This is a genomic window from Catellatospora sichuanensis (assembly GCF_007483665.1).
Taxonomy (GTDB): domain Bacteria; phylum Actinomycetota; class Actinomycetes; order Mycobacteriales; family Micromonosporaceae; genus Catellatospora; species Catellatospora sichuanensis.
The window spans coordinates 83,050-105,299 of sequence record NZ_VIQO01000014.1 but is presented as its reverse complement, the minus strand read 5'-3'; the positions used below and the strand labels follow the sequence as shown (position 1 = coordinate 105,299).

The window sequence follows — 22,250 nt, the reverse complement described above, 5'->3', positions numbered from 1 at the left end:
TGCCCGGCAAGTCCGATGGTCATGCGGGCCGTCCGCCCGCGACCGGCCGGGCGGCGAGAGGAGCGCGGCGGTGGAATACCTGGTCGACATGCGGACCACGGTCCCGGCGGGCACGACCGAGCAAGAGGTCGCCGACATGCGCCGGCGCGAGGCGGTGCGGGCGGCCGAGCTGGTCGAGCAGGGCAACCTGCTGCGGCTGTGGCGCCCGCCGCTGGCCCCGGGCGAGTGGCGAACCTGGGGTCTGTTCCGCGCAGACGACGCGGACCAGCTGGAGACCGTCCTCGCGTCGATGCCGCTGCGCCCTTGGCGGACCGAGGATGTCACGCCGCTGACGCCGCACCCGAACGACCCCGGCCAGCCGCCACGCTGACCCGGTACGACCGATCACGCCGACGTGCCCGGCCGTCGTCCACGTGGGAGTGAGAGCACCGATGAGCAACGCATTCACCCGTACGCTCGGCGTCGACCTGCCGCTGATCGCCGCGCCGATGGCCGGTGGCGCCGGTACACCGGCCCTGGTCACCGAGGCCGCTCGCGCCGGTGGTCTCGGCTTCCTCGCCGCCGGGTACAAGACGCCGCAGGCGCTGGCCGACGAGATCGCGACCGTCGCCGCGGCGAACGTCCCGTTCGGCGTGAACCTCTTCGCGCCCAACCCCCTGCCGATCGACCCTGCGGCGTACCGGCGCTACGCCGACCTGCTCGCGAGCGACGCCGAGCGGCACGGTGTCACGCTGCCCGGGACACCCGTCGAGGACGACGATCACTGGCACGACAAGCTCGACGTCCTGCGCGCCGCGCCAGTGCCCCTGATCAGCTTCACGTTCGGCATCCCGGGCCGAGACGACCTGGCCGCGCTGCGGGCCACCGGCGCGATGCTGGTGCAGACGGTCACCGGCGTCGACGAGGCGAAGGCCGCCGCGGCGGCGGGCGTCGACGCGCTCGCCGTGCAGGCCTCGGCCGCGGGCGGCCACTCCGGCACGCTCACCCCGACCCGGCCGGTCGCCGACACGGCGCTCACCGACCTCGTCGCCGCGATCAGGTACGCGGTGGACCTGCCGACGATCGCCGCCGGGGGACTGGCCACAGCGGCGGACGTCGCGGCGGCCCTCCGCGCGGGCGCGGATGCCGTCGCGGTCGGGACCGTCCTGCTGCGTTGCGACGAGGCGGGCACCTCCGCGGTACACCGGGCGGCGCTGGCCGACCCGGACCGGCCCGGCACCGTCGTCACCCATGCCTTCACCGGACGCCCCGCGCGGGCGCTGCGCAACGAGTTCACCGAGCGATACGGCGAGCTCGCCCCGTACGGCTATCCCGCCGTGCACCACCTCACGGCCGGTCTGCGCCGAGCGGCCGCCGCGGCCGGCGACGCCGAACGCGTACACCTGTGGGCCGGCACCGGCTTTCGCCACGCCACCGCCGAGCCGGCCGCCGTGATCCTCACCCGCCTGTCGTCCCTGCTCTGACCTCCGCCGACACCGGCTGGCGGCCCAGCCACCAGGCAGACCCCGGACCGGATGGTCAGGAGACCGGGGCCAGCCGGCTCAGCAGGGTGCGGGCGGCCTCGGCGACCAGCGACCGGTCGTAGCTGATGATCACATCGAACTCGCGGTCTGCCTCGCGCTCGCACGCCGTCGGCAACTGCCTGGCGAACAGGCCGCCCGAGAAGTAGCTGCCCAGCACGATCACGGACCACTCCCCGGTCAGCGGATCGTCGTCGGCCAGCGGGCCGCCGCGGATGCCGGCTGCCGGCTGCGGCGGTATCCCGTGGCCGAACACGGCGGTCAGCGCCCCCTTGCCCGCAATGGACAGGTACCGGTGCCGGGTGAGTTCGGTGAAGTGCTTCGCGTCCTGGAACGCGCCGAGCAGCACCGTGGCCTCCGGCGCGTGCTCGCTCATGCTCTCCAGGTGTTTGCTGAGCGGGATCAGCTGCCGCTTGGTGGCGCGGGTGGCGCGGCGCTGCCGCCGGGCGACCTCGAACGGCGTGCGCGCCCCCGTGCTCGGGGCCGTGCTGTACGGCAGGTCGGTGTCGGGGCGTTCGAACTGCGACGGCAGCGGGCCGGGCCGTCCCAGCAGCCAGCCCTGCCCGAGGGTCGCACCCATCGAGATCGCCGCCGCGAGGTGGCGTTCGGTCTCGATGCCCTCGGCGAGGATGATCGCTCCGGTGCGTTCGGACTCCGCCAGCACCGCGTTGACCACCTGCGCGGTCTCGTGGGTCGGGCGGCCCTGCACCACGTGCCGGTCCAGTTTGATGATTTCGGGGCTGAGCAGGGCCAGCAGGGACAGGCTCGCAGGGTTCACGCCGACGTCGTCCAGGGCGATGCGGGTGGACTGGCCGCGCACCCGGGCCACCGAGGTGAGCAGCGCGGCCGGGTCGTCGCTGAGTGACCGTTCGGTGATCTCCATGACGACCTGCAGCTCGCGGCCGGCCGTCTCGATCGTGTCGGTCAGCCCCGCCGGGCAGGCGCTGCCCATGGTGGACGGTTCGACGTTGACGAACAGTGGCACGTCCCACGGCAGGCCCGCGGCCATGGCCGCCCGGAACGCGGCCGCGCGGGCGACCCAGTCCAGCTCGGTGAGGCGCCCCGCGCGCTGCGCCTGCGCGAACAGCTCTGCGGGGTTGCGCAGCTCGGATCCGGCCGGGCCGCGGGCCAGCGCCTCGTACCCGGCGACCCGGCCGCTGCGCAGCGCGATGACCGGTTGGAACACCGGGTAGACGGCTCGCCTGGTAACCGTCCGGTCGAGCTCGGTGGACCCGTCCTGCGGTTGGTTCACTGCGTCACCAGCCCCGCCACTACGCTGCACGTTTTGTACCGGTTGTAAGGCTAACGGCCGGACAGCCCCCGGCCCGGCACTTCCGCATACTGCGCCGCCGATCTTCACCGGTCACCCGAGTGGCCATGGCTGCAATTTCGGGGAAATTGCTGTTATAGCCAGCCTAATTCTGGCAAATACCACGAAGCCTCAGGAACAAGACGGTCGACTCGGCGATAGCGCAGGCGCAGGGCTACTGGGTGGCGAGGGCGGTGGTGGGGGACAGGCGGGCGGCGCGCAGCGCGGGGTAGAGGCCGGCGGTCACGCCCACCAGGACGGTGACGCCCAGCCCGGCGGCGAGCGCCGGCACCGGCACGGCGACCAGCCAGCCCTGCATGGTCGCGTACGCCGCGGTGACGGCCGCGCCGAGCAGCGCTCCCGCGACGCCGCCGAGGCCCGACAGCAGCAGCGACTCGATGAGGAACTGCGCGGCCACGGCCCGCCGGGTCGCGCCGAGCGCCCGCCGCAGCCCGATCTCGCCGCGCCGCTCCAGCACCGAGATGATCATTGTGTTGGCCACGCCGACACCCCCGACCAGCAGCGCCACCGCGCCCAGCCCGAGCAGCAGCGCGGTGAAGGCGCGATCGGTGGCCCGCTGCGCGGCGAGGGCGTCCGACGGGCGCGACACCCGGGCCGACAGCGGGTCGGCGGGGTTCGCGGTGGCCGCCAGCACGGCCCGGACCGCGAGCACCTGATCCGGCGCGGCCCGGCAGTACACGGTGGTCGGATGCCGGTCGTAGCCGAGCCGGGACGCCGCCACCGGCCCGCCGACCAGCGCCGCCGAGTCGAGCTCGCGGGCCAGCGGCACCGGGTCGAGGACGCCGGCGACGGTGAACCACTGGCCGCCGAGCCACACCTGGGCACCGGCGTCGGTGACGCCGAGGCGCTCGGCGGCGGTCGCGCCGAGCACCGTCACCGGGAAGTCCGCCGTGGCGGGGTTGAGCCAGGCACCCCTGGCCACGCGGCCACCGACCGTGTCGAGCAGGCCCAGGTCGGCGGCCAGCACGGCGATCGCGCCGGTCTGCTGCGCGGGGATGCGGTCGTTGCGGTACAGCCGCGCCTGCTGCAGCAGCCCGACGGAGTTGGCCGAGGTGACCGGGCCGATCCGGCGGATCATCGGCACCGCTTCGGCGGGCAGCGCCGCAGGTTCGCCGGAGAGCACACCCTCGCCGGGGGAGACCGTGAGCAGGTTCGTGCCGAGCGCGGCCAGAGTGCGGTCGAGGTCGGCGCGAGACGAGGCGGAGATGCCGAGCACGGCGAGCATCGCGGCGATGCCGATGGCGACGCCCAGCGCGGACAGCACCACCCGCAGCGGCCGGGTGCGCAATCCGCTGACGCCGATGAGCAGCAGATCCGTGCCGCGCAGCCGGGCCGGCCGGGGCGGAGACAGGGTCATGGGGCGTACGCCTTCCGGTCGGCGGTGTCACGGATGATCCGGCCGTCGCGCAGCTCCACCCGGCGCGGCAGGCTCTCCGCGATGCCGTGGTCGTGGGTGATCACCACGACCGTGGTGCCCACCGCGTGCGACTGCCGCAGCAGGTCGAGCACCCCCGCCGCGGACACCGAGTCGAGGTTGCCCGTCGGCTCGTCGGCCAGCAGCACGTCCGGCCGTTTGACCAGGGCACGGGCGATGGCGACGCGCTGGCGCTCGCCGCCGGACAGCTCGTGCGGGCGGTGCGTGAGCCGCTCGGCGAGGCCCACCCGGCGCAGCGTCTCGGCCGCGCGGGTGCGGCGGTCGGCGCGGGCGACTCCGGTGTAGAGCAGACCGTCGGCGACGGCGTCCAGCGCGCGTACCCCCGGGGCGAGGTGGAACTGCTGGAACACGAAGCCGATGGCGCGGGCGCGCAGCGCCGACACCGAGCGGTCGGGCAGCGCGCCGGTGTCGAACCCGGCCACCCGCACGGTGCCCGCGGTCGGCCGGTCGAGCAGACCGACCAGGTGCAGCAGCGTGGACTTGCCCGAGCCGGACGGGCCGACGACGGCGACGAACTCGCCGCGGTGCACGGTCAGGTCGACCTGATGGACGGCGGTGACACCACCCGGGAACGCCCTGGTCACGCTGTCGAGCTGGAGGACGGCGGTCATCGCGGCAGCACGACCTGGACGCCCTCGGCGAGTGCGCCCGCGGTGATCTCGACACGCCCGCCCGCGAACAGGCCCGTCCGCACGGCGACGTACCGCGTCGCGCCGCCCTCGGCGACCTGCACGCCGTAGCCGCCCTCGGCGAGCGCGACCAGCGCGGTCACCGGCACGGTGAGCACACCGGACCGCCGCTGTGCGGTGAATCGCACGGTCACCCGCCCCGCAGCGCCGTCCACCGCGGACTGGTCGGCGACGCGTACGTAGACCTCGATCTCCGGTTCCCCACCGGCGGACTCGGCGGGCAGGCCCACCCGGTCGACCGTGCCGGCGACCTCCGCGCCGGCGGCCGATCGCACGGCCACGGCGGTGCCGGGCACGGCGAGCTGTCGCCGCTGTTCCGTCAGCCGCAGGGTGACCGAGCGGGTCGCGCCGGTGTGGCTGAGCACCTCGCCGTCGGCCCGGTCGCCCACCCGCAGTGCGTGCGCGGCGATCCGCACCGGCCCGGGTGCGTACACCACCTGCTGCGGTTCCACCGTGCCGGTGTCGGCCAGGCCCAGCGACCGCTGCCAGCGTTTCACCGCCGCCGCGGTCGCCGGGGTGTAGGCCGTGTCGACGGTGAGGTCGCCCATGTGCAGCGCCCGCAGGTTGGTCTCGAGCTGCCGCACATCGCCGCCCCGGCATCCCGTGATCAGCTTGCGGTACGCGGGCAGCGCCCCGTACAGCAGCACCACCGGCTGGTCGTCGACGCGCAGCAACGGCCGCCCGCGCACCACCGTCGAGCCGACCGGCGCGAGCCAGGTGACCAGGCCGAGCCCGTCGCCGCCCGCGCCGTCGGGCGGCCCGTCGCCCTCGGCCGCCGCCGGGCGCAGGTAACGCAGCGGCACGGTCTCGCCGAAGCCGAACTCACCCTCGACGTCGGTGAAGTCGACCAGATCTCCGCGGGTCACCGCGACCGTCTGCGGCGGTGGCGCGCTTGCGACCGGGTCGGTCTCGCCGTCACACCCGGTCACCACGCCGACCGTCCCGGCGGCCAGCGCACCGAGCACGATCCGCCGTCCCAGGCGTCGGTGGCTCCTCACGGCGTCGGACCCGCCGTGGGGGCGGCAGGCAGCAGGTTGCGGCACTTCTCGAGAGCCGCCATGGCCGCCTTGTCGTCCTGCCGGAGCCAGTGGTTGAGCTGGCCCGTCACCGGGTCGGGATCGGGCACGTCGGCGACGCCGTTGTCGCGCATGCACTGGGCGTACGCCCGCAGCTTCGTCACGTCGTCGGGCGTGCGGGGACTCGGCTCGGACCCCGGCGGCAGGAACCTCGTGCAGCCGTCCAGCGCGGTCTGGAACGAGTCCTTGAGTCCCAGACCGAGGTCGTCCATCGCGTGCAGCAGCGCGCTGCGGCCCGAACGGTCGCCGGGCACCGGGTCGGGCATGTCGGCCACGCCCGCGGCGCGCATGCACGCGACGAACTCCAGCTCACGCTGCACGGGATCGTCGGACGGGCCGCTGGGTGCGGCGGCCGGGGCGCTCGCGCCGGGCGTGCCCGCGGTGGCGACGCCCGGCGAAGCGCCGCCGTCCGAGCAGCCGCCCGCCAGTAGCGCCAGCGTCAACACCGCGCTCCACCTGCTTGTACGCATCGTCTAGGGTCCTCTCCGAACGCGCGGCGGGTTCCGCGCCGGGCAAGACACGTAGCGCTCGCCCGGGCGGGTTGCCTGGCCGCCGCGCTTCGGTGGCTGTGGCGGTCGTCATAACGCGTCGGGCAACCTGACGGGGCCGAGCCTCCGTGTCTTACCCGCGCGCACCGCCCGTGGGGGCGGCCAGAAACGGCGCGGCCGGGAACGTGAGGTGGCACGCGGTGGGGTTGCTGGGATGGCGGGACCGCCGCGCCCATGAGGCCGACTTCGTCGCGTTCTACACCGAACGCGGCGACCACCTGCGCAACACGGCGTACCTGCTGTGCCGGGACTGGCACCTGGCCGAGGACCTGACCCAGACCGTGTTCACGAAGCTCTACCGGGCCTGGCACCGCATCGACCGGCACGACGCCCTCGACCAGTACGCACGCCGGGTGCTGCTGCGCGCGTTCCTGGACGAGCGGCGGCGGCCATGGCGGCGCGAGTACGCCACCGAACCCGGCAGCGCCGCGCTGGACGGCACGGTGCGCGACGTGTACGCCGACGACGGCTCCGCGCTGCACGCCGCGCTGGTCCGGCTGCCCCGGCGCCGCCGGGCGGTGCTGGTGCTGCGCTTCTGGGCGGACATGTCGGTCGAGCAGGTCGCCGAAGCGATGGAGTGCTCCACCGGCACGGTCAAGAGCCAGACCGCCCGCGGCCTGGCTCAGCTGCGCGAACTGCTCGGCGACAGCACTGTCGGCACCGACGGCCATCCGTGGGGGAAACGATGAACGATGTGAAGGACCTCTGCGAGCGGATCCTCGACCAGCCCGGGCCCCCGCTGCGCGACAGCGCGCAGGTGCTGGCCGTCGCCCGGCACGCGGCGCAGCGCCGTACCCGGCTCACCGCCGCGGTCGGCGGTCTGGCCTGCGCGGCCGTGGCCGCGGTGGCCGTGACTGCGGCCCTGCCCCGGACCACCGGACAGCTCCCCGTCGCGCAGCCTCCTTCGGTGACGGCCGCCGCGTCCGAGGCGGCGGTGGTGCCGATGCCAGGGCCCGACGCCGCCCAGGCGCACGGCGGGCGCATCGCCCAACTGCTGGCCGAGGCGGTGCCGGCGGGATACACCGGCCGGCCGGCCGACGCGACCTCCACCTGGCGGCTGGCCGCGGACACCGCGGCGACACCCCGCTACATCTCGCAGACCCGGCTCATCGTCTCCGACGGCGCGGGCGAGGGAATGCTGTCGGCGGCGTTCGCGGGCGACGGGCACGTCGTGCCGGACGGTGACCTCTGCGCCGCCACGGTGACCGCCCGGCTCGCCGAGTACGGCGACTCCGGGCCCGGGACCTGCGCAGTGGTGTCGATCGGCGGGGTGGCGGTGCGCGTCGACACCGCCGCCACCCGGGCCGTCGCCGCCACCCGCTTCCTCGCGGGCGGCTATCTCACCATCAGGTGGAGTCCCATGACCTGGTCGACTGTGCCGCCGTCGGCGAGTGCGCAGCCGTGGACGGCGCTGGACGGCAGCGGCCGTCCCGGACTGGACGCGGCGGCCTTCACGCCGGCCCGGCTGGCCGAACTCGCCGCCGACCCGCGCCTGCTGCCCTGACCGTCATGGCCGGATGAGCACCTTGAGCGCCTTGCGGTCGGCCATCGCCCGGTAGCCGCCGGGCACCTCGTCGAGGCCGATCGTGGTGTCGAACACCCGGCCGGGCTCGATCTCACCGGCGAGCACGTCGGGCAGCAGCTCCTCGATGTAGGCGCGGGCGGGGGCGATGCCGCCGGTGAGCGTGATGTTTCGCAGGAACTCGCCGAAGCCGAGCGGCACCTCCGGGTACTGCGGCGCGCCCACCCGGCTGACCCTGCCGCCGGCCCGGGCCACGGCGAACGCCGTCTCGATGGCGGGCCGCAGGCCCACGCACTCGAGCACGGCGTGGGTGCCGTCGCCGCCGGTCAGCTCCAGCACCTTCGCCACGCCCTCGTCGCCGCGCTCGGCCACCACGTCGGTGGCGCCGAAGTCGCGCCCCAGGTCGGTGCGCACCTGGTGGCGGCCCATGAGGATGATCTGTTCCGCACCCAGCCGTTTGGCGGCCAGCACCGCGCACAGTCCGACCGCGCCGTCGCCGATCACGGTCACCGTCGTCCCCGCGCCCACTCCGGCGGTCACCGCGCAGTGGTGGCCGGTCGGGAACACGTCGGACAGCGACAGCAGCGAGGGCAGCAGCGCCGAATCCTCGCCGACGGGCAGTTTGACCAGCGTGCCCTGGGCCTGGGGTACGCGCACCGCCTCGCCCTGGCCGCCGTCGACGCCGTTCGCGCCCCAGAAGCCGCCGTGGCGGCAGGAGGTGTGCAGGCCCTCGCGGCAGAAGTCGCAGGTGTTGTCCGCCCAGACGAACGGCGCGACGACGACGTCGCCCTTCTTCAGGCCGGACACGTCCGCGCCGACGTCCTCGACGACACCGAGGAACTCGTGGCCGATCCGGTCGCCCTGCTCGCTGGCGGGACGGGAGCCGTAAGGCCACAGGTCGCTGCCGCAGATGCAGGAGCGCAGCACGCGGACGAGGGCGTCGGTGGGCTCGCGCAGCACCGGGTCGGGCACGTCCTCCACCCGTACGTCACCGGCACCGTAGATCAACGTGGCTCGCATGGATCTCCCCGTTCCGTGATCGTCGCAGGCACGGCCGGGGCCGACCTGGTCCAACGATCAGTATCGAGGCCGAGAGGACGTCATACCCGGTCAATGCGGGCATTCCATGTGGTCCCGCCGTGCGGCGGCCCGGGCAGGGGAGGACGCCCGGGCCGCCTGGCCGGTGTCAGTCTTCCTGGAAGTACGAGATGAGGCGCAGGATCTCCAGGTAGAGCCAGACGAGCTCGACGAGGATGCCGAACGCGCCGAGCCAGCCGTACTTGCGGGGCAGGCCGGCGGCGACGCCGTCCTCGATCTGCTGGAAGCTGACCACGAACATCAGCGCCGCGACGACGATGCAGATCAGCGAGAAGATGATCGCGATGGTGCCGCCGTTGCGCAGCGGACCGGCCGATCCGGTGAACAGGCTGATGCCGAAGTTGACCAGCATGACCACGGCCAGCCCGGCAGCGGCTCCGATCACGACCTTCATGAATTTCGGCGTGGCCCGGATGATCCGGGCCCGGTACAGCGCGGCCATGATGAAGAAGACGCCCAGGGTCGCGATGACCGCCTGGAGCACGATGCCGTTCCAGCGGGTCTCGAACGCCTTGGACACCGCGCCGAGGAACACGCCCTCGACGACCGCGTAGGTGAACAGGATGACCGGGTTGGTGATCTGGGCGAACGAGATGACCAGGCCCAGCACGAGCCCGACGAGCATCGCGGCGATCCAGGTCGGCACCAGCGCCTGCGTCGGCACGAGGATCCAGGTCGCGGCGGCCGCGGCCACCGCCACGCCGATCAGGGACACGGTCTTGACCACGACGTCGTCGATCGTCATGACGTCGCGGGAGGCCTGGACGGTCTCCGGGTATCCGTACCCGGCCGGCTGCTCGTAGGTCTGGCCGCCGGGCACGCTGTAGGTCGGTTGCTGCGCGGCGGCGGTGATCCGCCCGAGCACCGGGTTAGAGGACTTCACGCAGGTCTCCTTCGTCTACGGGCGGTGTGCACAGAGGGTGGGTGGTGCGGGCCTACGGCTAGGACAGGCCCGCACCACCCGGTTCGGCGGTCAGAAGTCTCCGAAGTCGCCTCCGAAATCCCCACCGCCGAAGTCGTCGAAACCGGCGTCGGCCGCACCCGTGTCCGGCATTCCGGCCGCGGACGCGGCGTCGCCCAGGTCGGGAGCCATCGCGTCGCCGATCATGTCGCCGATGACCATGCCGCCGAGGAAGCCGAGCGCCGCACCGCCGACCCCGGCCGCCATCGCGCCGGCCATGCTGGGCTTGCCCCGGTAGCCGCCGTACTTGTAGCCGCCGTGGTGCCCGCCATGGCCGCCGTACGCATATCCGGGACGGCCCTGCTGCCCGTACCCGGGCTGGCCGTAGCCGCCCGGCGCGTGGCCGAAGCCGGGCTGTGCGGGTGCGGGCGACTGCAGGAACGCCCCCGGCGCCGCAGCGGGCGAGGCGAGCTTGTCCAGGGCGGTGGTGAGCCAGCGGTCGACCTCGGCGATCCAGCCGCCCTCGGTAGCGGCGAGCCGCTGGAGGTCGGCCGCCGACAGGTCGTGCCGGTCGGGCGCGCCGAACCGGCCGGTGAGCTCGGCCAGCACCACGAGGCCGTCGCCGACCGCGGCGACGGTGAAGGTCAGCAGGGGGATGTGCGGGCCGTGCTGCCCGCCCTCGGGAAGCGGCGCGTAGCAGGTGATCGCCTGCGCGGCGGGCACGGGCAGACCGGCCATGCCGCCGGGACGCAGCTCGTTGCGTACGAACCGGCACCCGATCGTGCCCAGCGCGTCCATGATCTGCTGCTGCGCCGGCGAGGCGTCGATGCGGGCGGGGTCGAAGTCGCCCTTGGCGCTGCCGGAAGCTACCGAAACCTCGGTGCGCACGCCGACGCCGACACCCGGCAGCGCCTGGCCGTACAGCCCGGTGAACGGGGCATGGGCCGGGACCGTCACCGTGAACGGCACAGCCTGGCCGGCACCCGACGGCAGCCGCAGGTGCTGCGCCACCTGGTAGCGGGCCAGTTCCAGCTCGCCAGCCGGGCCGGTCGCGGTGAGCAGCAGCGAAATCGCGGTGATCTCGGTATCGGACTTGGCGCGCAGGTTCACCTGGCCGCTCAGCGGACCGCCCGGGACCGCGGGGTGGGGCGACAGTACGGTGTCGACCTCGACGCCGCCCAGCCCGAGTCCGGCGAGCAGCTTCTTGAAGACCATGTGTTTCCTCTCCTGTGGAACGCCGCCGGGCGTCAGCTGCGGCGGTGGCTTGCGGAGGCGGCGGCCGGCGGCATACCGTGCGCGGACCGCTGGGCCCCCGGGCACGCGGCGGTGGACGGTGACGATCCGATGAGGATCAGCACGGCGGCGCCGGTGCTCCCCGCCTCAGCCGCGGCGTCGTCGCGTGCGGTCGCGACCGGTGCCGTACACGGCGGCCGGCGGTATGATCAGCCACAAGGCTGACACTAACACGTGAAACTGTACGGTTGCTGGAACGAGGCTGCTCATGGCGCTGATGCGGATAGGCGAGCTCGCCGCTGCCGCGGGCGTGAGCAACCGCACCGTCGACTTCTACACCAACCTCGGTCTGATCACCCCTGCCTCGCGTACCACCGGCGGCTTCCGGCTGTACGACCCGGCGACGGTCGAGCAGATCGCGACCGTGCAGCGGCTGGAGTCCAGCGGCATGGCCCTGGACGACATCGCGGCGCACCTGCAGGGTGCGGGCGTGGCCGACCTGGTCGGTGCGCTCGCCCGGCTCGACCATGACCTGACCGCCCTGCGGGCGCTGGCCGAGACCACCGGCGGCACCGCGCACGGCCTCGCCACGACGCTCGCCGTCCGCGCCAACCAACTGCTGGCCGCCGCCACGGAGCTGCTTTCCACGATGCCGCCGCCCTGAGCGGGCACGCCGGCGCGGCTGCCGCCGTGCCGGCCGGACGCAGCGGTGCGGGCAGCGGCACACGTCATCGTCGCCGATCGGCTATGGTGCCGCGATGAGCGAACCGTCCGTCGCGGACCGTCCCACCCTGCGCGCGCGGCTCGGGCGGCCCGCCAGCCGCTCCGTCGTCGCCTTCGCGCTGCTGGCCGCCCTCGGCTGCGGCCTGTACGCGGCGAGCCTCGCGAGCTGGGCCGCGTGGTGGACGATGCGTCCGCTGACCAATGCCGAGGCCGTCGAGGTACTAGACGAGCTGATGCCCGGCACCGACATCGGCGCGCACCTCGACCCGGAGCCGCAGTCGGTTTTCGTCATGTACGGCGAGCCGGTCACCTGGAAGAGCGTGGACGCGCTGCTGCTGGGCGACGGCGGGGAGTACGGCTTGGCCGGGGTCGGCGGGTCGCTGGGCCGGGACGTCGGCCCCGCCGAGCAGAAGCAGGTCCTCGACGGTGTCGTCGAGCGCCTGCGAGCGGGCGGCTGGACCGTCGGATACCCCAAGGTGACATTCCTGGACCCCTGCGAAGCAGGATGCGATCCCGACACCGCCCCCCGCGAGACCGTGCTCCACGCGGGCCGCGGCGACCAGGTCGTGTCCGTGAGCGGGTTCGCTGCGGGCAGTCGCGGCAGCAACGGCTTCGGCATCATCCTGACCCGGCCCACCCCGGTGGCCGTGTACCCCGCCGCGGCCGTCGCCGGGCTGTTCGGCGCGCTGGCCGGCTGGTGGCTGTTCGCCTGGGCGAGCCGCCGCACCGCGTCCCGCGGCGCCGGGTTCGCCAAGTCGCTGTTCGGGTTCGCGATGTTCCTGTGGTGGGCGCCGATCGTGCTTGCCGCGCCGCAGATGCTGTGGCACCACCTGGGGGAGTACCACTACTCCTGGCACCCGCTGTGGGAGTGGCTTGGCCTGCCCGCGCTCAGTGTGCTGTTCCTGGGCGGCCTCGGGTTCGGGCTACTCTCCCTCGCCGTCGCGGCGCTGCCGACCCGGCGCCCGGTGGCCGCCGCCGTTTGATCGAACCAAGGCCATCGTGCGCTGACAGCTGCCGCCCGCGGCTCACTCGACCGCCTGCGGGACGGCCGGGTCGGGCACGTCCCCGGACGCGCGGACCGCGGCCTGGTGTACGGCCTTGCGCTCGTGCTTGGCGCGCCGCTCCCAGGCGTCCCACATGCCGTGCGCCACCGCGTTGCGGACGATCCAGTAGAAGATGAACAGCCCTGCCGCGGTGAAGAAGATCCCGATCAAGCCATCTGCCATGGCCATAGCGTATTCACCGCGGTCAACGTAGGGGAGTCACGCACCGGGCGGCTGGTCGCGGCCCGCCTCCTCGGCGGCCTCCGCCTGCTCCTTGGTGGTGTGCACGGCGCCGTCGGCGTGGTCGGGCGGGCCGTAGACGGTGTACAGCACCAGCGGGTTCGCCCCGGTGTTGCGGAAATTGTGCCGGGTGCCGGCGGGCACGACCACCAGGTCGCCCTGCGCCACCGGTCGTGTCTGCCCGGCGACGTCGGCCTCGCCGGTCCCGCTGACGAAGGTCAGGATCTGGTCGGTGTCGGGGTGGACCTCGTCGCCGATCTCGCCGCCCGGCGGGATCGTCATGATGACGAGCTGGGTATGCCCGCCGGTCCACAGCACGCGCCGGAAGTCGGCGCTCTGCTCTGCCACGGTCGCGATGGTGAAATGGACGATGTCGGTCATCGATTCTGCTCCTTTGCCGCTACCCCCTCTGCCTACCCGCGCGCCGCCCGTTCAATCCCACCCCGACCTGCGAAAGGGCACGCGGTCGACGACCGGGACCTGATGCGCCGCGCCCACACCACGTTGCGGCCCGCCGCGGGCGAGCTCGCCGGGGGCGGGCAGCGGTGTGCGCACGCTCGGTCCGGCGGCCCGGCATCCGGACGAGCTGGCGGCCGAACTCGACCGACCGGCCCCGGACATGCGTCGCACGGTCAGCCGACCGGTGCCGACACGCGTCAAGCGTTGTGGGGGAGCTTGCGGGCGCGCACCACGGTGTCGTGGAGGCTGTGCCTGTGGCTGTCGTGGCCGTCGTGACCGTCCTGGCCGTGGTGGCTGTGGTGGCCGTCGTCTCCGGTGATCGGGCGGTGCCTGTCCTCGGCGACGAGGATCTCCCACCGGTCGGGGTCGAGTCCGGCTGCCACGTCGGCGGCGGTGAAATGCACGTCGCGTGCCGCGGCGTGGGAGACGGGCCGCGGGTCCGACGGGTGGTGGCCGACGATCAGCAGCGTGCCGCCCGGCGCGACCGCGGCCGCCAGCCGGTCCGCCAGCGACTCGCGGGACGTCGTCGGGTGCACGTAGAGGGAGCAGACCAGGTCGAACCGTTCCACGGGCGGAGCCCAGTCGGACAGGTCCGCCTGGAGCCAGTCGATCCGGGCGGCGACCGGGTCGCCGGCGGCCTGCGCGTGTGCGCGCGCGTTGCGCAGCGCGCCGTCGGCGATGTCCACCGCGGTGACCTGCCAGCCCTGGGCGGCGAGCCAGATCGCCTCGGCTCCCTCGCCGCAACCGGCGTCCAGCGCAGTGCCGGGGGTCAGCTCAGCGGCCTCTGCGACCAGGTGTGGGTTGGGCGTCCGGTGGCCCGCGCCGTGGCCGTGGTAGTGGCCTTCCCAGTACGCCTTGCTGAACTCCTCGGTCATGACGGTCCCTTCCGCGGTTGCCTCGGCCATGGTCACGGATGGGCCGTGGCCAGGGGACAACCATGCGAGACCCTCGGCTGTATTCGCAAATCCTGTTGCTGATCTGGCAAAGTGGTGCCATGGACGACGACCTTGATCAAGCCCTCGGCGCGGTCGGTCCCCGGCTGCGCGCACTGCGCCAGCAGCGGGAGACCACCCTCGCCGACCTGTCGACGGCCACCGGGATCTCGGTGAGCACCCTGTCCCGGCTGGAGTCCGGCTCCCGGCGGCCGACCCTCGAATTGCTGCTTCCGCTGGCCAGGGCGCACGGCGTCACGCTGGACGAGCTCGTCGACGCCCCGCCGACCGGCGACCCGCGCATCCACCTGCGCCCGGTCACCCGCCATGGGATGACCATGCTGCCGCTGACCCGCCGGGCGGGCGGGATCCAGGCGTACAAGCTGGTGATCGCCGCCGACAGCCGCCGCCGGAACCCGGAGCCGAAGACCCACGAGGGCTACGAATGGCTGTACGTCCTCAACGGTCGGCTGCGGGTGGTGCTGGGCGAGCAGGACCTGGTGCTGGTGCCCGGTGAGGCGGCCGAGTTCGACACGCGCGTGCCGCACTGGTTCGGCGCGGCCGGCCCCGAGCCGGTGGAGTTCCTCAGCCTGTTCGGCACCCAGGGCGAACGCGCGCACCTGCGGGCCCGGCCGAAGCCGAAGGGCGCCGACTGACCTGTCGGCCGGGGTCGAGATCGGATCGTGACCGCCATTGCCCCGGCCGTGCAACGCCTATATTATCTATCGAAGTTATAGGAATATGCGGACACCGCACGCTGCGCGCGCCTGCTGCCGGCCGTGCCGTCACGAGCAGGAATCCATGGGGCCGTGCACATCTCAGCGCGACACGACTATGCGGTGCAGGCCATGCTGGCCATCGCCGCGGCGGGCGGCGGTCCGGTGAAGACGAGCGATCTGGCCGTCATGCAGGGCATTCCCGTCAGCTACCTGCCGTCGATCCTGGCCGATCTGCGGCGCGCCGAGTTGCTGAGCAGCCGCCCCGGCACGGACGGCGGCTTCAGCCTGGCCCGGCGGATCGAGCAGATCAGCGTCGGCGACGTCATGCGGGCGGTCAGCGGTGCGCTGGCCAGTGTTCGCGGCCGCCCACCGCACACCATCACGTACGGCGGCGCAGCCACCGCGCTGCCCGGCCTCTGGCGGTCGGTCCACGCGTTCACCAGCGACCTGCTGGACAGCACCACACTGCTCGACCTGCTCGCCGACGGCCAGGCGGCCGGGCCGCGGTCCGATCGCGAGACCGCGGCAGACAGCGCCACCGGGCACCGCTCATGACCGTGGCGCGGCCGATCACCGCGCACGGGGGCCTCCGCAGGCGAGTGGTGGCACGCTAGGACCGTGCCACACCGCCCGGAGGCCTCCGTGCTGCGGCGTCAGACCGCGCCGAGCAGCCTCGGCTGCCCGACCACGGCCCCGACCTCGGGCGCGATTCGCACCTGCACCTCGGAACCGACCTGCAGACCCAGGGACAGGAACTCGTTGCGGGTGAGGGTCACCGTCACGAGCTGCTCGCCCACGGCGACCACGACCCTGATCTCGAAGCCGACCCGGGTGATCCGCGTGATGCGGCCCGGAACCGCGTCCGGCTCGCCGCCGCCGGTCAGCAGCTGCAGGTCGTGCGGGCGCACCAGGCGGTCGCCCAGCTCGGTGACCGGGCCCAGGAAGCGCATGACGAAGTCGTTGGCGGGGGAGTCGTAGAGCTCGTCGGGCGACCCGATCTGCTCCACGCGGCCCTCGTTGATGACCACGATCTCGTCGGCGACCTCCAGCGCCTCCTCCTGGTCGTGCGTGACGAAGACCGTCGTCACGTGGACCTCGTCGTGCAGCCGGCGCAGCCAGTCCCGAAGCTCCTTGCGGACCTTGGCGTCGAGCGCGCCGAACGGCTCGTCGAGCAGCAGCACGGTGGGCTGCACGGCGAGCGCGCGCGCCAGTGCCATGCGCTGGCGCTGGCCGCCGGACAGCTGCGAGGGCAGCCGATCGGCGAACTGGGACAGGTGCACGAGATTGAGCAGCTCGTGCACGCGCTCGCGGATCTCGTCCTTGGGCCGCTTGCGGATCTCCAGTCCGAACGCGACGTTGCGCGCCACCGACAGGTGCTTGAAGGCCGCATAGTGCTGGAACACGAATCCGACGTTGCGTTTCTGCGGCGACAGCTTCGTCGCGTCCACGCCTTCGATCTCGATACGCCCGCTGTCGGCGGTCTCCAGGCCGGCGATGATGCGCAGCAGCGTCGACTTGCCGCCGCCGGACGGGCCGAGCAGGGCGGTGAGCTGCCCGGAAGGGATGCTCACGGAGACGCTGTCGAGCGCGACGAAGTCCCCGAAGCGCTTGGAAACGTTGACGATCTCGATACTCAACGGTCTTCCTTCGGCCGAATGACTGAGACGATGATGATGCAGGCCACCGCCACCAGGGCGAGCAGGAACGCGGTGGCGTACGCGCCGCCCTTGTCGAAGTTGAGGTACTTCTCCTCGACCACCAGGGTGGCGGTGCGGGTCTGGCCGAGCACGTTGCCGGAGACGACCTTGACCGCGCCGAACTCGCCCAGTGACCGGGCCAGGCTCAGTACGACGCCGTAGACGACGCCCCACTTGATCGACGGCAGGGTGATCCGCCGGAACGTCTGCCAGGCGTTCGCGCCGAGGCTGCGGGCGGCCTGCTCCTGCTCCTCGCCGACCTCCTCGAGCACGGGCACGACTTCGCGGATCACCAGCGGCAGCGCGACGAACACCGTGGCCAGCACGATGCCGGGGGTGGCGAAGATGACCTGGAAGCCCATGCTCTCCAGGCCGGGTCCGAACCAGCCGGTGCGCCCGCCGTACACCAGCACCAGGGCCAGGCCGACGACGATCGGCGACACCGACAGCGGCATGTCCAGCAGGGCGCTGAGCAGGCGCTTGCCGGGGAAGTCGTAGCGGACGAGCAGCAGTGAGATGCCGACCCCGAACAGCGTGTTGATGATCACCGCGATGATCGCGACCTGCACGGTCAGGGTTATCGCGTGCACGATGTCGGGGTCTTCGAGGATGCCGTTGATGTTGTCCATGCCGTCGGCGAACGTGTTCTTGCCGACCAGGTACACCGGCCACGCCACGAGCAGGAACAGGTAGGCGATCACGAGCAGGCGGACCAGGTAGGTGACCGGGCCGCGACGCGTACGGGTGCTGGGGTGGCTAGCCACGGCGCACCATCCTCCGCTGGATGACGTCGAGCAGCACGATGACGGCGAACGAGATGGCCAGCAGGATCGTGGCGACCGCCGCCGCGCTGTCCAGGTTGTCGTTTTCGATGCTGCTGAGGATGCGCACCGAGGTGACCTCGGTCTTCATCGGCAGGTTGCCCGACAGCAGGACCAGCGAGCCGTACTCGCTGACCCCGCGGGCGAACGACAGCGCGGCGCCCGCGGCGATCGCGGGCGTCAGGCTGGGCAGGATGATCCGGCGGAACACGGTGAACCGGCTGGCGCCCAGTGACATCGCCGCCTCCTCCACGTCGCGCTCCAGTTCCGCCAGCACCGGCTGCACCGTGCGGACCACGAACGGCAGGGTGACGAAGAGGAACGCGAGGAACACCGCGGGGCGGGTGTTGGCGATGTCGACGCCCAGCGGGCTGTTCCTGCCATACAGCGACAGCAGGACCAGCCCGGCGACGATGGTCGGCAGCGCGAACGGGATGTCGATCAGGACTTCCAGGGCACGCTTGCCGAAGAAGCGGTCCCGGACCAGCACCCACGCGATCATGGTTCCCATGACGATGTTCACCAGCGTCACGGCGAACGCGGTGCCAACGGTGAGCTCGATCGCCGCGGCGGTCTGCTCGTTGGTCACCGCCTGCCAGAACGTGCTCCACCCGCCCGCCGACGCGGTGACCACCACGGCGGCGAGCGGGATGAGCACGAGCAGGCTGAACCACATCATCGCCACGCCGAGGCCGAGTCCGGAGACCCGGGTCAGCGGGCGGCCGACCCGGACCGGCCGGCGAGAGGTCGCCGGCCGGTCCGGGGTGAGCGTCGTCGAGGTCACTTAGCCTTGCCCGAGGCTGCGATGACCTTGACGATGATGCCTTCCTTCTCGTCGAAGAACTTCTTCGACAGCGCCGACCAGCTCTCGAAGTCCTTCGACACGGTGAGCAGCTTCTGCGGCGCCGGGAACGGGTTGGCCGGGTCCTTGGCGCCTTCGATGCCCTTCGTGTCCACACCCTCGACGATCGGGCGGAAGCCCTTGAGCGCGAACTGGCGCTGGCCGTCCTTGCTGAGCACGAAGTTCAGCCAGTCCTTGGCCTTGGGGTCGGCGTTGGTGAGGATCGCGCCCGGGTTCTCGATCAGGATGGTGGTCGAGGGCACGACCCAGTCGAACTTCTCGCCCGCCTGGGTGGCCAGGATGGCCTCGTTCTCGTAGGCCAGCAGGACGTCACCGGTGCCGCCCAGGAAGCTGGTGGTGGCGTCGCGGCCGCTGCCCGGCAGGGCGACGACGTTCGCGAACAGCTTCGTCAGGAACTCGGTGGCCTGCGCGTCGGTGCCGCCGTTGGCGGTGATGTGGCCCCACGCGGCGAGGGCGTTCCAGCGGGCGGCGCCCGAGGAGGCCGGGTTCGGGGTGACGATCTGGACGCCCGGCTTGATCAGGTCGTCCCAGCCCTGGATGTTCTTCGGGTTGCCCTGGCGAACCGCGAGCACCACGATCGAGGAGGACACGATGCCCTTGTTCGGGCCCGCGTTCCAGTCCTTGGCCACCAGATTCGCGTCGACGAGCCGGGTCACGTCGCTGGAGACCGAGAAGTGCACGTAGTCGGCCTTCAGGCCGGCCACGACCGCGCGGCTCTGATCGCCGGACGCGCCGTACGAGGTCTGGAACTTGACGCCCTTGCCGGCGTCGGTCTTGTTCCACTCGGCCGCGATCGCCTTGTTCGCCGCCTCCGGCACGGCGAATCCGACGATGTTCAGCGTGGTGTTCGATCCCGTGGTGCCGCCGTTGTCGCCACCGCCGCAGGCCGACAGCGCCAGGACGGCGGTGGCGGCGAGTGCGGCGGCTGCTCTGATCCGGTTCTTCATGCGGAACCTGTCCTCCTCCGGCGCGAATGCGCACACCGAATAACGCCGGGAGTCCGGCGAGATCGGTAATCATCAATGTTTGGGGGTGCAGTTCTGTTGTGGGGCATGGTCGGCCGGCACGTGCTACGTCGGGCTCCGATGCCACGACCTCCGGTGGGTGCCCGGTGGGGACGTGATCCGGAACGACCACGAAGCGAATATCCCACTAATCCGCTAGACTTTCAAGGGTTTACCGAGCCGGCCGGCAGGCATACAAGACATATGCCCGTATTTAGGAATTATTGACTAGCCGAACGGACGACTTCTCGGCCGCACCAAGAGGCTTGAAAGTGTGCGAAAACCTCGAGAACCGGCAGCACCGCAGGTATCGTGTTTCATTCCTTAAACCGATAAGTCCGATAAAGCCGTGATGCTAGCTTCGGAGGGTCGGCCCGACGGTGTGCCGCGACGCACTCATTCGCAGCCTTTCCGCAGGGAGTCGCCACATGAGCACCGGCATGGTCACCACCGATGACGGAACCCAGATCTTCTACAAGGACTGGGGTTCCGGGCAGCCCGTGGTCTTCAGCCACGGCTGGCCGCTCACGGCCGACGCCTGGGACGACCAGATGTGGTACGTCGTCTCCAACGGCTTCCGGGCGGTCGCGCACGACCGGCGCGGCCACGGCCGGTCCAGCCAGCCGTGGGAGGGCAACGACCTGAACACGTACGCCGACGACCTCGCCCAGGTAATCGAGAAGCTCGACCTGCGCGACATCGTCCTGGTCGGCCACTCCACCGGCGGCGGCGAGATCACCCGCTACATGGCTCGGCACGGCACCGACCGCGTCGCCAAGGCGGTCCTCGTCGGCGCCATCCCGCCGCTGATGCTGCAGACCGACGCCAACCCCGAGGGCCTGCCCCGCAGCGTCTTCGACAGCCTGCGCGAAAGCGTCGAACGCGACCGCTCGCAGTTCTGGCAGGACCTCAGCGCCCCGTTCTACGGTGCGAACCGCGCCGGCTCGAAGGTCAGCCAGGGTCTGCGTGACGCGTTCTGGCTGATGGGCATGACGGTGGGCTTCAAGGGGGCGTACGACTGCATCAAGGCGTTCTCGGAGACCGACCAGACCGAGGACTGCAAGAAGATCGACGTGCCGACCCTGATCATCCACGGCGACGACGACCAGATCGTGCCCATCGTCGCCTCGGCCATGAAGTCCTCGAAGCTGATCAGGGACAACACGCTGCACGTCTACAAGGGAGCGCCGCACGGCCTGACCGCCACGCACCAGGACGAGTTCAACGCCGACCTGCTGGCCTTCCTCAAGGGCTGAACGGCCGCGGTGCCTCAGGAGAGGAGCACGGCGTGCTCACGTTGGGTTTTCTCGTGGAGATCGAGGCCAAGCCTGGCCGGGAGGGCGAGGTCGCGGAGTTCCTGAAGCAGGCCAAGGCGCTGGTGGACGCCGAACCCGGCACGATCGTGTGGTACGCCTTCCAGGTCGGCCCGACCTCGTTCCGCATCTTCGACGCGTTCGACAATGAGGACGACCGGCAGTTCCACCTGGCCGGAAAGGTGCGCCAGGGTTTGGCGGCCCGAGCGGACCTGTTCGACCCGCCGCCGAGGATCAATCCGGTGGACCTGCTCACCTACAAGATGCCCGCCTGACCACCTCCGAGGGAGCCCTGCCCACGCGGCAGGGCTCCCCACCCATGTCAAGCCTCGTCCAGGAACTCGTCGATCATCGGCGCCAGCCAGCCGGCCCGCTGCGGGACCGTGGTGTGCGAGGTGCCCGGCAGCACCGTCAGACGGCACCTCGGCAGACCGGCCAGATCGCCCACCACGCCGCCACCGAGCAGCCGGAACATCCGGACGGCATGCTCGGGCCGGACGATGTCCGAGTCGGCCAGCACCAGCATCGTCGGCGCGTCCAGCGCGCGGATCTGCGCGGGCGTCCACTGCGGCAGGTTCGCGTCCAGCACCTTCATCTTGGTGACCAGGTTGGCCCATCCCGCCGGGTCCGGGGCGGTGCGCAGGTATTCCTCGTGGAACTCCGAGCCGTGCAGGTGCTCGGGTCGCAGGTCGGCGATGCCGTCGAGCAGGCCCGGATGCAGGCCCGCGTCGTCGAAGCTCACCGACGCCAGCACCAGCCGCCCCACCCGGCCGGCGTGGTCGGTGCCGAGCCGCAGCGCGACCGCCGCGCCCATGCTCCAGCCGAACACGTCCGCCCGTGCCACGCCCAGGCGGTCGAGCAGCTCGACCACATCGCCGGCGAACGCCTCCACGGTCAGCGGGCGGTCGAGGTCCGGGGTGCGGCCGTGCGCCTGCAACTCGACGGCGATCACCCGCCGGGTCCTGGCCAGCAACGGCAGGATCGTGCCGAACGACGTGCCGATGCCGGAGAGCGCGCCGTGGATCAGCACCAGCGGGCGGCCCTCACCCGTGCCGTCTTCCTCGTGATAGATGTCCATGCCCGCA

Annotated in this window: 26 protein-coding genes; 10 read left to right on the top strand and 16 right to left on the bottom strand. The window is 72.1% G+C overall.

The window, feature by feature from the left end:
- Nucleotides 1-70: 70 nt before the first annotated feature.
- Both FLL47_RS27185 and FLL47_RS27180 read left to right on the top strand, forming a co-directional pair.
- A complete protein-coding gene (locus FLL47_RS27185) occupies nucleotides 71-370 on the top strand; it encodes a muconolactone Delta-isomerase family protein (RefSeq protein ID WP_222106211.1) in 300 nt (99 codons plus the stop codon).
- 61 nt (nucleotides 371-431) lie between these two features.
- Nucleotides 432-1,463 carry a nitronate monooxygenase gene (locus tag FLL47_RS27180; protein ID WP_144123628.1) on the top strand — a complete coding sequence of 344 codons (1,032 nt, stop codon included), beginning with the start codon at nucleotides 432-434 and terminating at the stop codon, nucleotides 1,461-1,463.
- Nucleotides 1,464-1,518: 55 nt separating this feature from the next.
- Here the strand turns inward: FLL47_RS27180 and FLL47_RS27175 are convergent, their stop codons facing one another.
- From FLL47_RS27175 to FLL47_RS27155, 5 genes are all read right to left on the bottom strand, one after another.
- A complete protein-coding gene (locus FLL47_RS27175; protein WP_186315935.1) occupies nucleotides 1,519-2,772 on the bottom strand; it encodes a sensor domain-containing phosphodiesterase in 1,254 nt (417 codons plus the stop codon).
- Between the two features lie 232 nt (nucleotides 2,773-3,004).
- Nucleotides 3,005-4,207: an ABC transporter permease gene (locus FLL47_RS27170; RefSeq protein WP_144123624.1), complete on the bottom strand. Its 1,203-nt coding sequence runs from the start codon at nucleotides 4,205-4,207 to the stop codon at nucleotides 3,005-3,007.
- Nucleotides 4,204-4,896 carry an ABC transporter ATP-binding protein gene (locus FLL47_RS27165; protein ID WP_144123622.1) on the bottom strand — a complete coding sequence of 231 codons (693 nt, stop codon included), beginning with the start codon at nucleotides 4,894-4,896 and terminating at the stop codon, nucleotides 4,204-4,206. The genes FLL47_RS27170 and FLL47_RS27165 overlap by 4 nt, the downstream gene beginning before the upstream one ends.
- The gene (locus FLL47_RS27160) at nucleotides 4,893-5,972 is read right to left on the bottom strand and encodes a peptidoglycan-binding protein (protein ID WP_144123620.1); all 1,080 of its coding nucleotides are present in this window, start codon (nucleotides 5,970-5,972) and stop codon (nucleotides 4,893-4,895) included. The genes FLL47_RS27165 and FLL47_RS27160 overlap by 4 nt, the downstream gene beginning before the upstream one ends.
- Nucleotides 5,969-6,520: a hypothetical protein gene (locus tag FLL47_RS27155; RefSeq protein ID WP_144123618.1), complete on the bottom strand. Its 552-nt coding sequence runs from the start codon at nucleotides 6,518-6,520 to the stop codon at nucleotides 5,969-5,971. The genes FLL47_RS27160 and FLL47_RS27155 overlap by 4 nt, the downstream gene beginning before the upstream one ends.
- Nucleotides 6,521-6,738: 218 nt before the next feature.
- Here FLL47_RS27155 and FLL47_RS27150 point away from each other — a divergent pair, with 218 nt between their 5' ends.
- Nucleotides 6,739-7,287: a SigE family RNA polymerase sigma factor gene (locus FLL47_RS27150; RefSeq protein WP_342780355.1), complete on the top strand. Its 549-nt coding sequence runs from the start codon at nucleotides 6,739-6,741 to the stop codon at nucleotides 7,285-7,287.
- Nucleotides 7,284-8,102, top strand: a complete 819-nt coding sequence (locus FLL47_RS27145) for a hypothetical protein (protein WP_144123616.1) — start codon at nucleotides 7,284-7,286, stop codon at nucleotides 8,100-8,102. The genes FLL47_RS27150 and FLL47_RS27145 overlap by 4 nt, the downstream gene beginning before the upstream one ends.
- A 3-nt stretch (nucleotides 8,103-8,105) precedes the next feature.
- Here FLL47_RS27145 and FLL47_RS27140 read toward each other — a convergent pair whose 3' ends face one another.
- The 3 genes from FLL47_RS27140 to FLL47_RS44810 all read right to left on the bottom strand — a co-directional run bounded on the left by FLL47_RS27140 (nucleotide 8,106) and on the right by FLL47_RS44810 (nucleotide 11,334).
- The gene (locus FLL47_RS27140; RefSeq protein WP_144123614.1) at nucleotides 8,106-9,140 is read right to left on the bottom strand and encodes a zinc-binding dehydrogenase; all 1,035 of its coding nucleotides are present in this window, start codon (nucleotides 9,138-9,140) and stop codon (nucleotides 8,106-8,108) included.
- A gap of 166 nt (nucleotides 9,141-9,306) precedes the next feature.
- Nucleotides 9,307-10,101, bottom strand: coding sequence for a Bax inhibitor-1/YccA family protein (locus tag FLL47_RS27135; protein ID WP_144123612.1), 795 nt, complete (start codon nucleotides 10,099-10,101; stop codon nucleotides 9,307-9,309).
- Between the two features lie 90 nt (nucleotides 10,102-10,191).
- The gene (locus FLL47_RS44810; protein ID WP_144123610.1) at nucleotides 10,192-11,334 is read right to left on the bottom strand and encodes a sporulation protein; all 1,143 of its coding nucleotides are present in this window, start codon (nucleotides 11,332-11,334) and stop codon (nucleotides 10,192-10,194) included.
- A 286-nt stretch (nucleotides 11,335-11,620) separates the two neighbouring features.
- Between FLL47_RS44810 and FLL47_RS27125 the strand changes: the two genes are divergently transcribed.
- Both FLL47_RS27125 and FLL47_RS27120 read left to right on the top strand, forming a co-directional pair.
- Nucleotides 11,621-12,016, top strand: a complete 396-nt coding sequence (locus FLL47_RS27125; RefSeq protein WP_144123608.1) for a MerR family transcriptional regulator — start codon at nucleotides 11,621-11,623, stop codon at nucleotides 12,014-12,016.
- A gap of 94 nt (nucleotides 12,017-12,110) precedes the next feature.
- Nucleotides 12,111-13,058, top strand: a complete 948-nt coding sequence (locus FLL47_RS27120) for a hypothetical protein (RefSeq protein ID WP_144123606.1) — start codon at nucleotides 12,111-12,113, stop codon at nucleotides 13,056-13,058.
- A 42-nt stretch (nucleotides 13,059-13,100) separates the two neighbouring features.
- Here the strand turns inward: FLL47_RS27120 and FLL47_RS27115 are convergent, their stop codons facing one another.
- The 3 genes from FLL47_RS27115 to FLL47_RS27105 all read right to left on the bottom strand — a co-directional run bounded on the left by FLL47_RS27115 (nucleotide 13,101) and on the right by FLL47_RS27105 (nucleotide 14,692).
- Entirely contained in the window at nucleotides 13,101-13,301 is a 201-nt protein-coding gene (locus FLL47_RS27115) for a hypothetical protein (RefSeq protein WP_144123604.1), read from the bottom strand.
- Nucleotides 13,302-13,337: 36 nt separating this feature from the next.
- Nucleotides 13,338-13,739 (bottom strand): cupin domain-containing protein, encoded by a 402-nt coding sequence (locus FLL47_RS27110; RefSeq protein WP_222106210.1) that lies wholly within the window; start codon nucleotides 13,737-13,739, stop codon nucleotides 13,338-13,340.
- A 275-nt stretch (nucleotides 13,740-14,014) separates the two neighbouring features.
- Nucleotides 14,015-14,692, bottom strand: a complete 678-nt coding sequence (locus FLL47_RS27105) for a class I SAM-dependent methyltransferase (protein WP_144123602.1) — start codon at nucleotides 14,690-14,692, stop codon at nucleotides 14,015-14,017.
- Between the two features lie 119 nt (nucleotides 14,693-14,811).
- Between FLL47_RS27105 and FLL47_RS27100 the strand changes: the two genes are divergently transcribed.
- A complete protein-coding gene (locus tag FLL47_RS27100; RefSeq protein ID WP_144123600.1) occupies nucleotides 14,812-15,405 on the top strand; it encodes a helix-turn-helix domain-containing protein in 594 nt (197 codons plus the stop codon).
- Between the two features lie 153 nt (nucleotides 15,406-15,558).
- On the top strand, nucleotides 15,559-16,023 hold the full coding sequence (locus FLL47_RS27095) for an RrF2 family transcriptional regulator (RefSeq protein WP_144123598.1): 465 nt from the start codon (nucleotides 15,559-15,561) through the stop codon (nucleotides 16,021-16,023).
- Nucleotides 16,024-16,121: 98 nt separating this feature from the next.
- Here FLL47_RS27095 and FLL47_RS27090 read toward each other — a convergent pair whose 3' ends face one another.
- From FLL47_RS27090 to FLL47_RS27075, 4 genes are read right to left on the bottom strand one after another with little or no spacing between them, the layout of a single operon-like run.
- On the bottom strand, nucleotides 16,122-17,105 hold the full coding sequence (locus tag FLL47_RS27090) for a sulfate/molybdate ABC transporter ATP-binding protein (RefSeq protein ID WP_144123596.1): 984 nt from the start codon (nucleotides 17,103-17,105) through the stop codon (nucleotides 16,122-16,124).
- Nucleotides 17,102-17,929, bottom strand: coding sequence for a sulfate ABC transporter permease (locus tag FLL47_RS27085; protein ID WP_144123594.1), 828 nt, complete (start codon nucleotides 17,927-17,929; stop codon nucleotides 17,102-17,104). The genes FLL47_RS27090 and FLL47_RS27085 overlap by 4 nt, the downstream gene beginning before the upstream one ends.
- A complete protein-coding gene (cysT, locus tag FLL47_RS27080; protein WP_144123592.1) occupies nucleotides 17,922-18,770 on the bottom strand; it encodes a sulfate ABC transporter permease subunit CysT in 849 nt (282 codons plus the stop codon). The genes FLL47_RS27085 and cysT overlap by 8 nt, the downstream gene beginning before the upstream one ends.
- Nucleotides 18,767-19,795 (bottom strand): sulfate ABC transporter substrate-binding protein, encoded by a 1,029-nt coding sequence (locus FLL47_RS27075; protein ID WP_144123590.1) that lies wholly within the window; start codon nucleotides 19,793-19,795, stop codon nucleotides 18,767-18,769. Before FLL47_RS27075 ends, cysT begins: the two co-directional genes overlap by 4 nt.
- A gap of 485 nt (nucleotides 19,796-20,280) precedes the next feature.
- On the opposite strand from FLL47_RS27075, the gene FLL47_RS27070 reads away from it, so the two are divergent.
- Both FLL47_RS27070 and FLL47_RS27065 read left to right on the top strand, forming a co-directional pair.
- Nucleotides 20,281-21,108 (top strand): alpha/beta fold hydrolase, encoded by an 828-nt coding sequence (locus FLL47_RS27070; RefSeq protein ID WP_144123588.1) that lies wholly within the window; start codon nucleotides 20,281-20,283, stop codon nucleotides 21,106-21,108.
- Between the two features lie 32 nt (nucleotides 21,109-21,140).
- The gene (locus FLL47_RS27065; protein WP_144123586.1) at nucleotides 21,141-21,440 is read left to right on the top strand and encodes a putative quinol monooxygenase; all 300 of its coding nucleotides are present in this window, start codon (nucleotides 21,141-21,143) and stop codon (nucleotides 21,438-21,440) included.
- Between the two features lie 47 nt (nucleotides 21,441-21,487).
- On the opposite strand, the gene FLL47_RS27060 is transcribed toward FLL47_RS27065, so the two are convergent.
- A complete protein-coding gene (locus tag FLL47_RS27060) occupies nucleotides 21,488-22,243 on the bottom strand; it encodes an alpha/beta fold hydrolase (protein ID WP_144123584.1) in 756 nt (251 codons plus the stop codon).
- Between the last annotated feature and the right edge of the window lie 7 nt (nucleotides 22,244-22,250).

Coding starts and splice junctions, on each gene's coding strand:
- FLL47_RS27180 (WP_144123628.1), top strand. CDS start 432: ATGAGCAACGCATTCACCCGTACGCTCGGCGTCGACCTGCCGCTGATC.
- FLL47_RS27170 (WP_144123624.1), bottom strand. CDS start 4,207: ATGACCCTGTCTCCGCCCCGGCCGGCCCGGCTGCGCGGCACGGATCTG.
- FLL47_RS27165 (WP_144123622.1), bottom strand. CDS start 4,896: ATGACCGCCGTCCTCCAGCTCGACAGCGTGACCAGGGCGTTCCCGGGT.
- FLL47_RS27155 (WP_144123618.1), bottom strand. CDS start 6,520: ATGCGTACAAGCAGGTGGAGCGCGGTGTTGACGCTGGCGCTACTGGCG.
- FLL47_RS27145 (WP_144123616.1), top strand. CDS start 7,284: ATGAACGATGTGAAGGACCTCTGCGAGCGGATCCTCGACCAGCCCGGG.
- FLL47_RS27140 (WP_144123614.1), bottom strand. CDS start 9,140: ATGCGAGCCACGTTGATCTACGGTGCCGGTGACGTACGGGTGGAGGAC.
- FLL47_RS44810 (WP_144123610.1), bottom strand. CDS start 11,334: ATGGTCTTCAAGAAGCTGCTCGCCGGACTCGGGCTGGGCGGCGTCGAG.
- FLL47_RS27125 (WP_144123608.1), top strand. CDS start 11,621: ATGGCGCTGATGCGGATAGGCGAGCTCGCCGCTGCCGCGGGCGTGAGC.
- FLL47_RS27120 (WP_144123606.1), top strand. CDS start 12,111: ATGAGCGAACCGTCCGTCGCGGACCGTCCCACCCTGCGCGCGCGGCTC.
- FLL47_RS27115 (WP_144123604.1), bottom strand. CDS start 13,301: ATGGCAGATGGCTTGATCGGGATCTTCTTCACCGCGGCAGGGCTGTTC.
- FLL47_RS27110 (WP_222106210.1), bottom strand. CDS start 13,739: ATGACCGACATCGTCCATTTCACCATCGCGACCGTGGCAGAGCAGAGC.
- FLL47_RS27105 (WP_144123602.1), bottom strand. CDS start 14,692: ATGACCGAGGAGTTCAGCAAGGCGTACTGGGAAGGCCACTACCACGGC.
- FLL47_RS27100 (WP_144123600.1), top strand. CDS start 14,812: ATGGACGACGACCTTGATCAAGCCCTCGGCGCGGTCGGTCCCCGGCTG.
- FLL47_RS27075 (WP_144123590.1), bottom strand. CDS start 19,795: ATGAAGAACCGGATCAGAGCAGCCGCCGCACTCGCCGCCACCGCCGTC.
- FLL47_RS27070 (WP_144123588.1), top strand. CDS start 20,281: ATGAGCACCGGCATGGTCACCACCGATGACGGAACCCAGATCTTCTAC.
- FLL47_RS27060 (WP_144123584.1), bottom strand. CDS start 22,243: ATGGACATCTATCACGAGGAAGACGGCACGGGTGAGGGCCGCCCGCTG.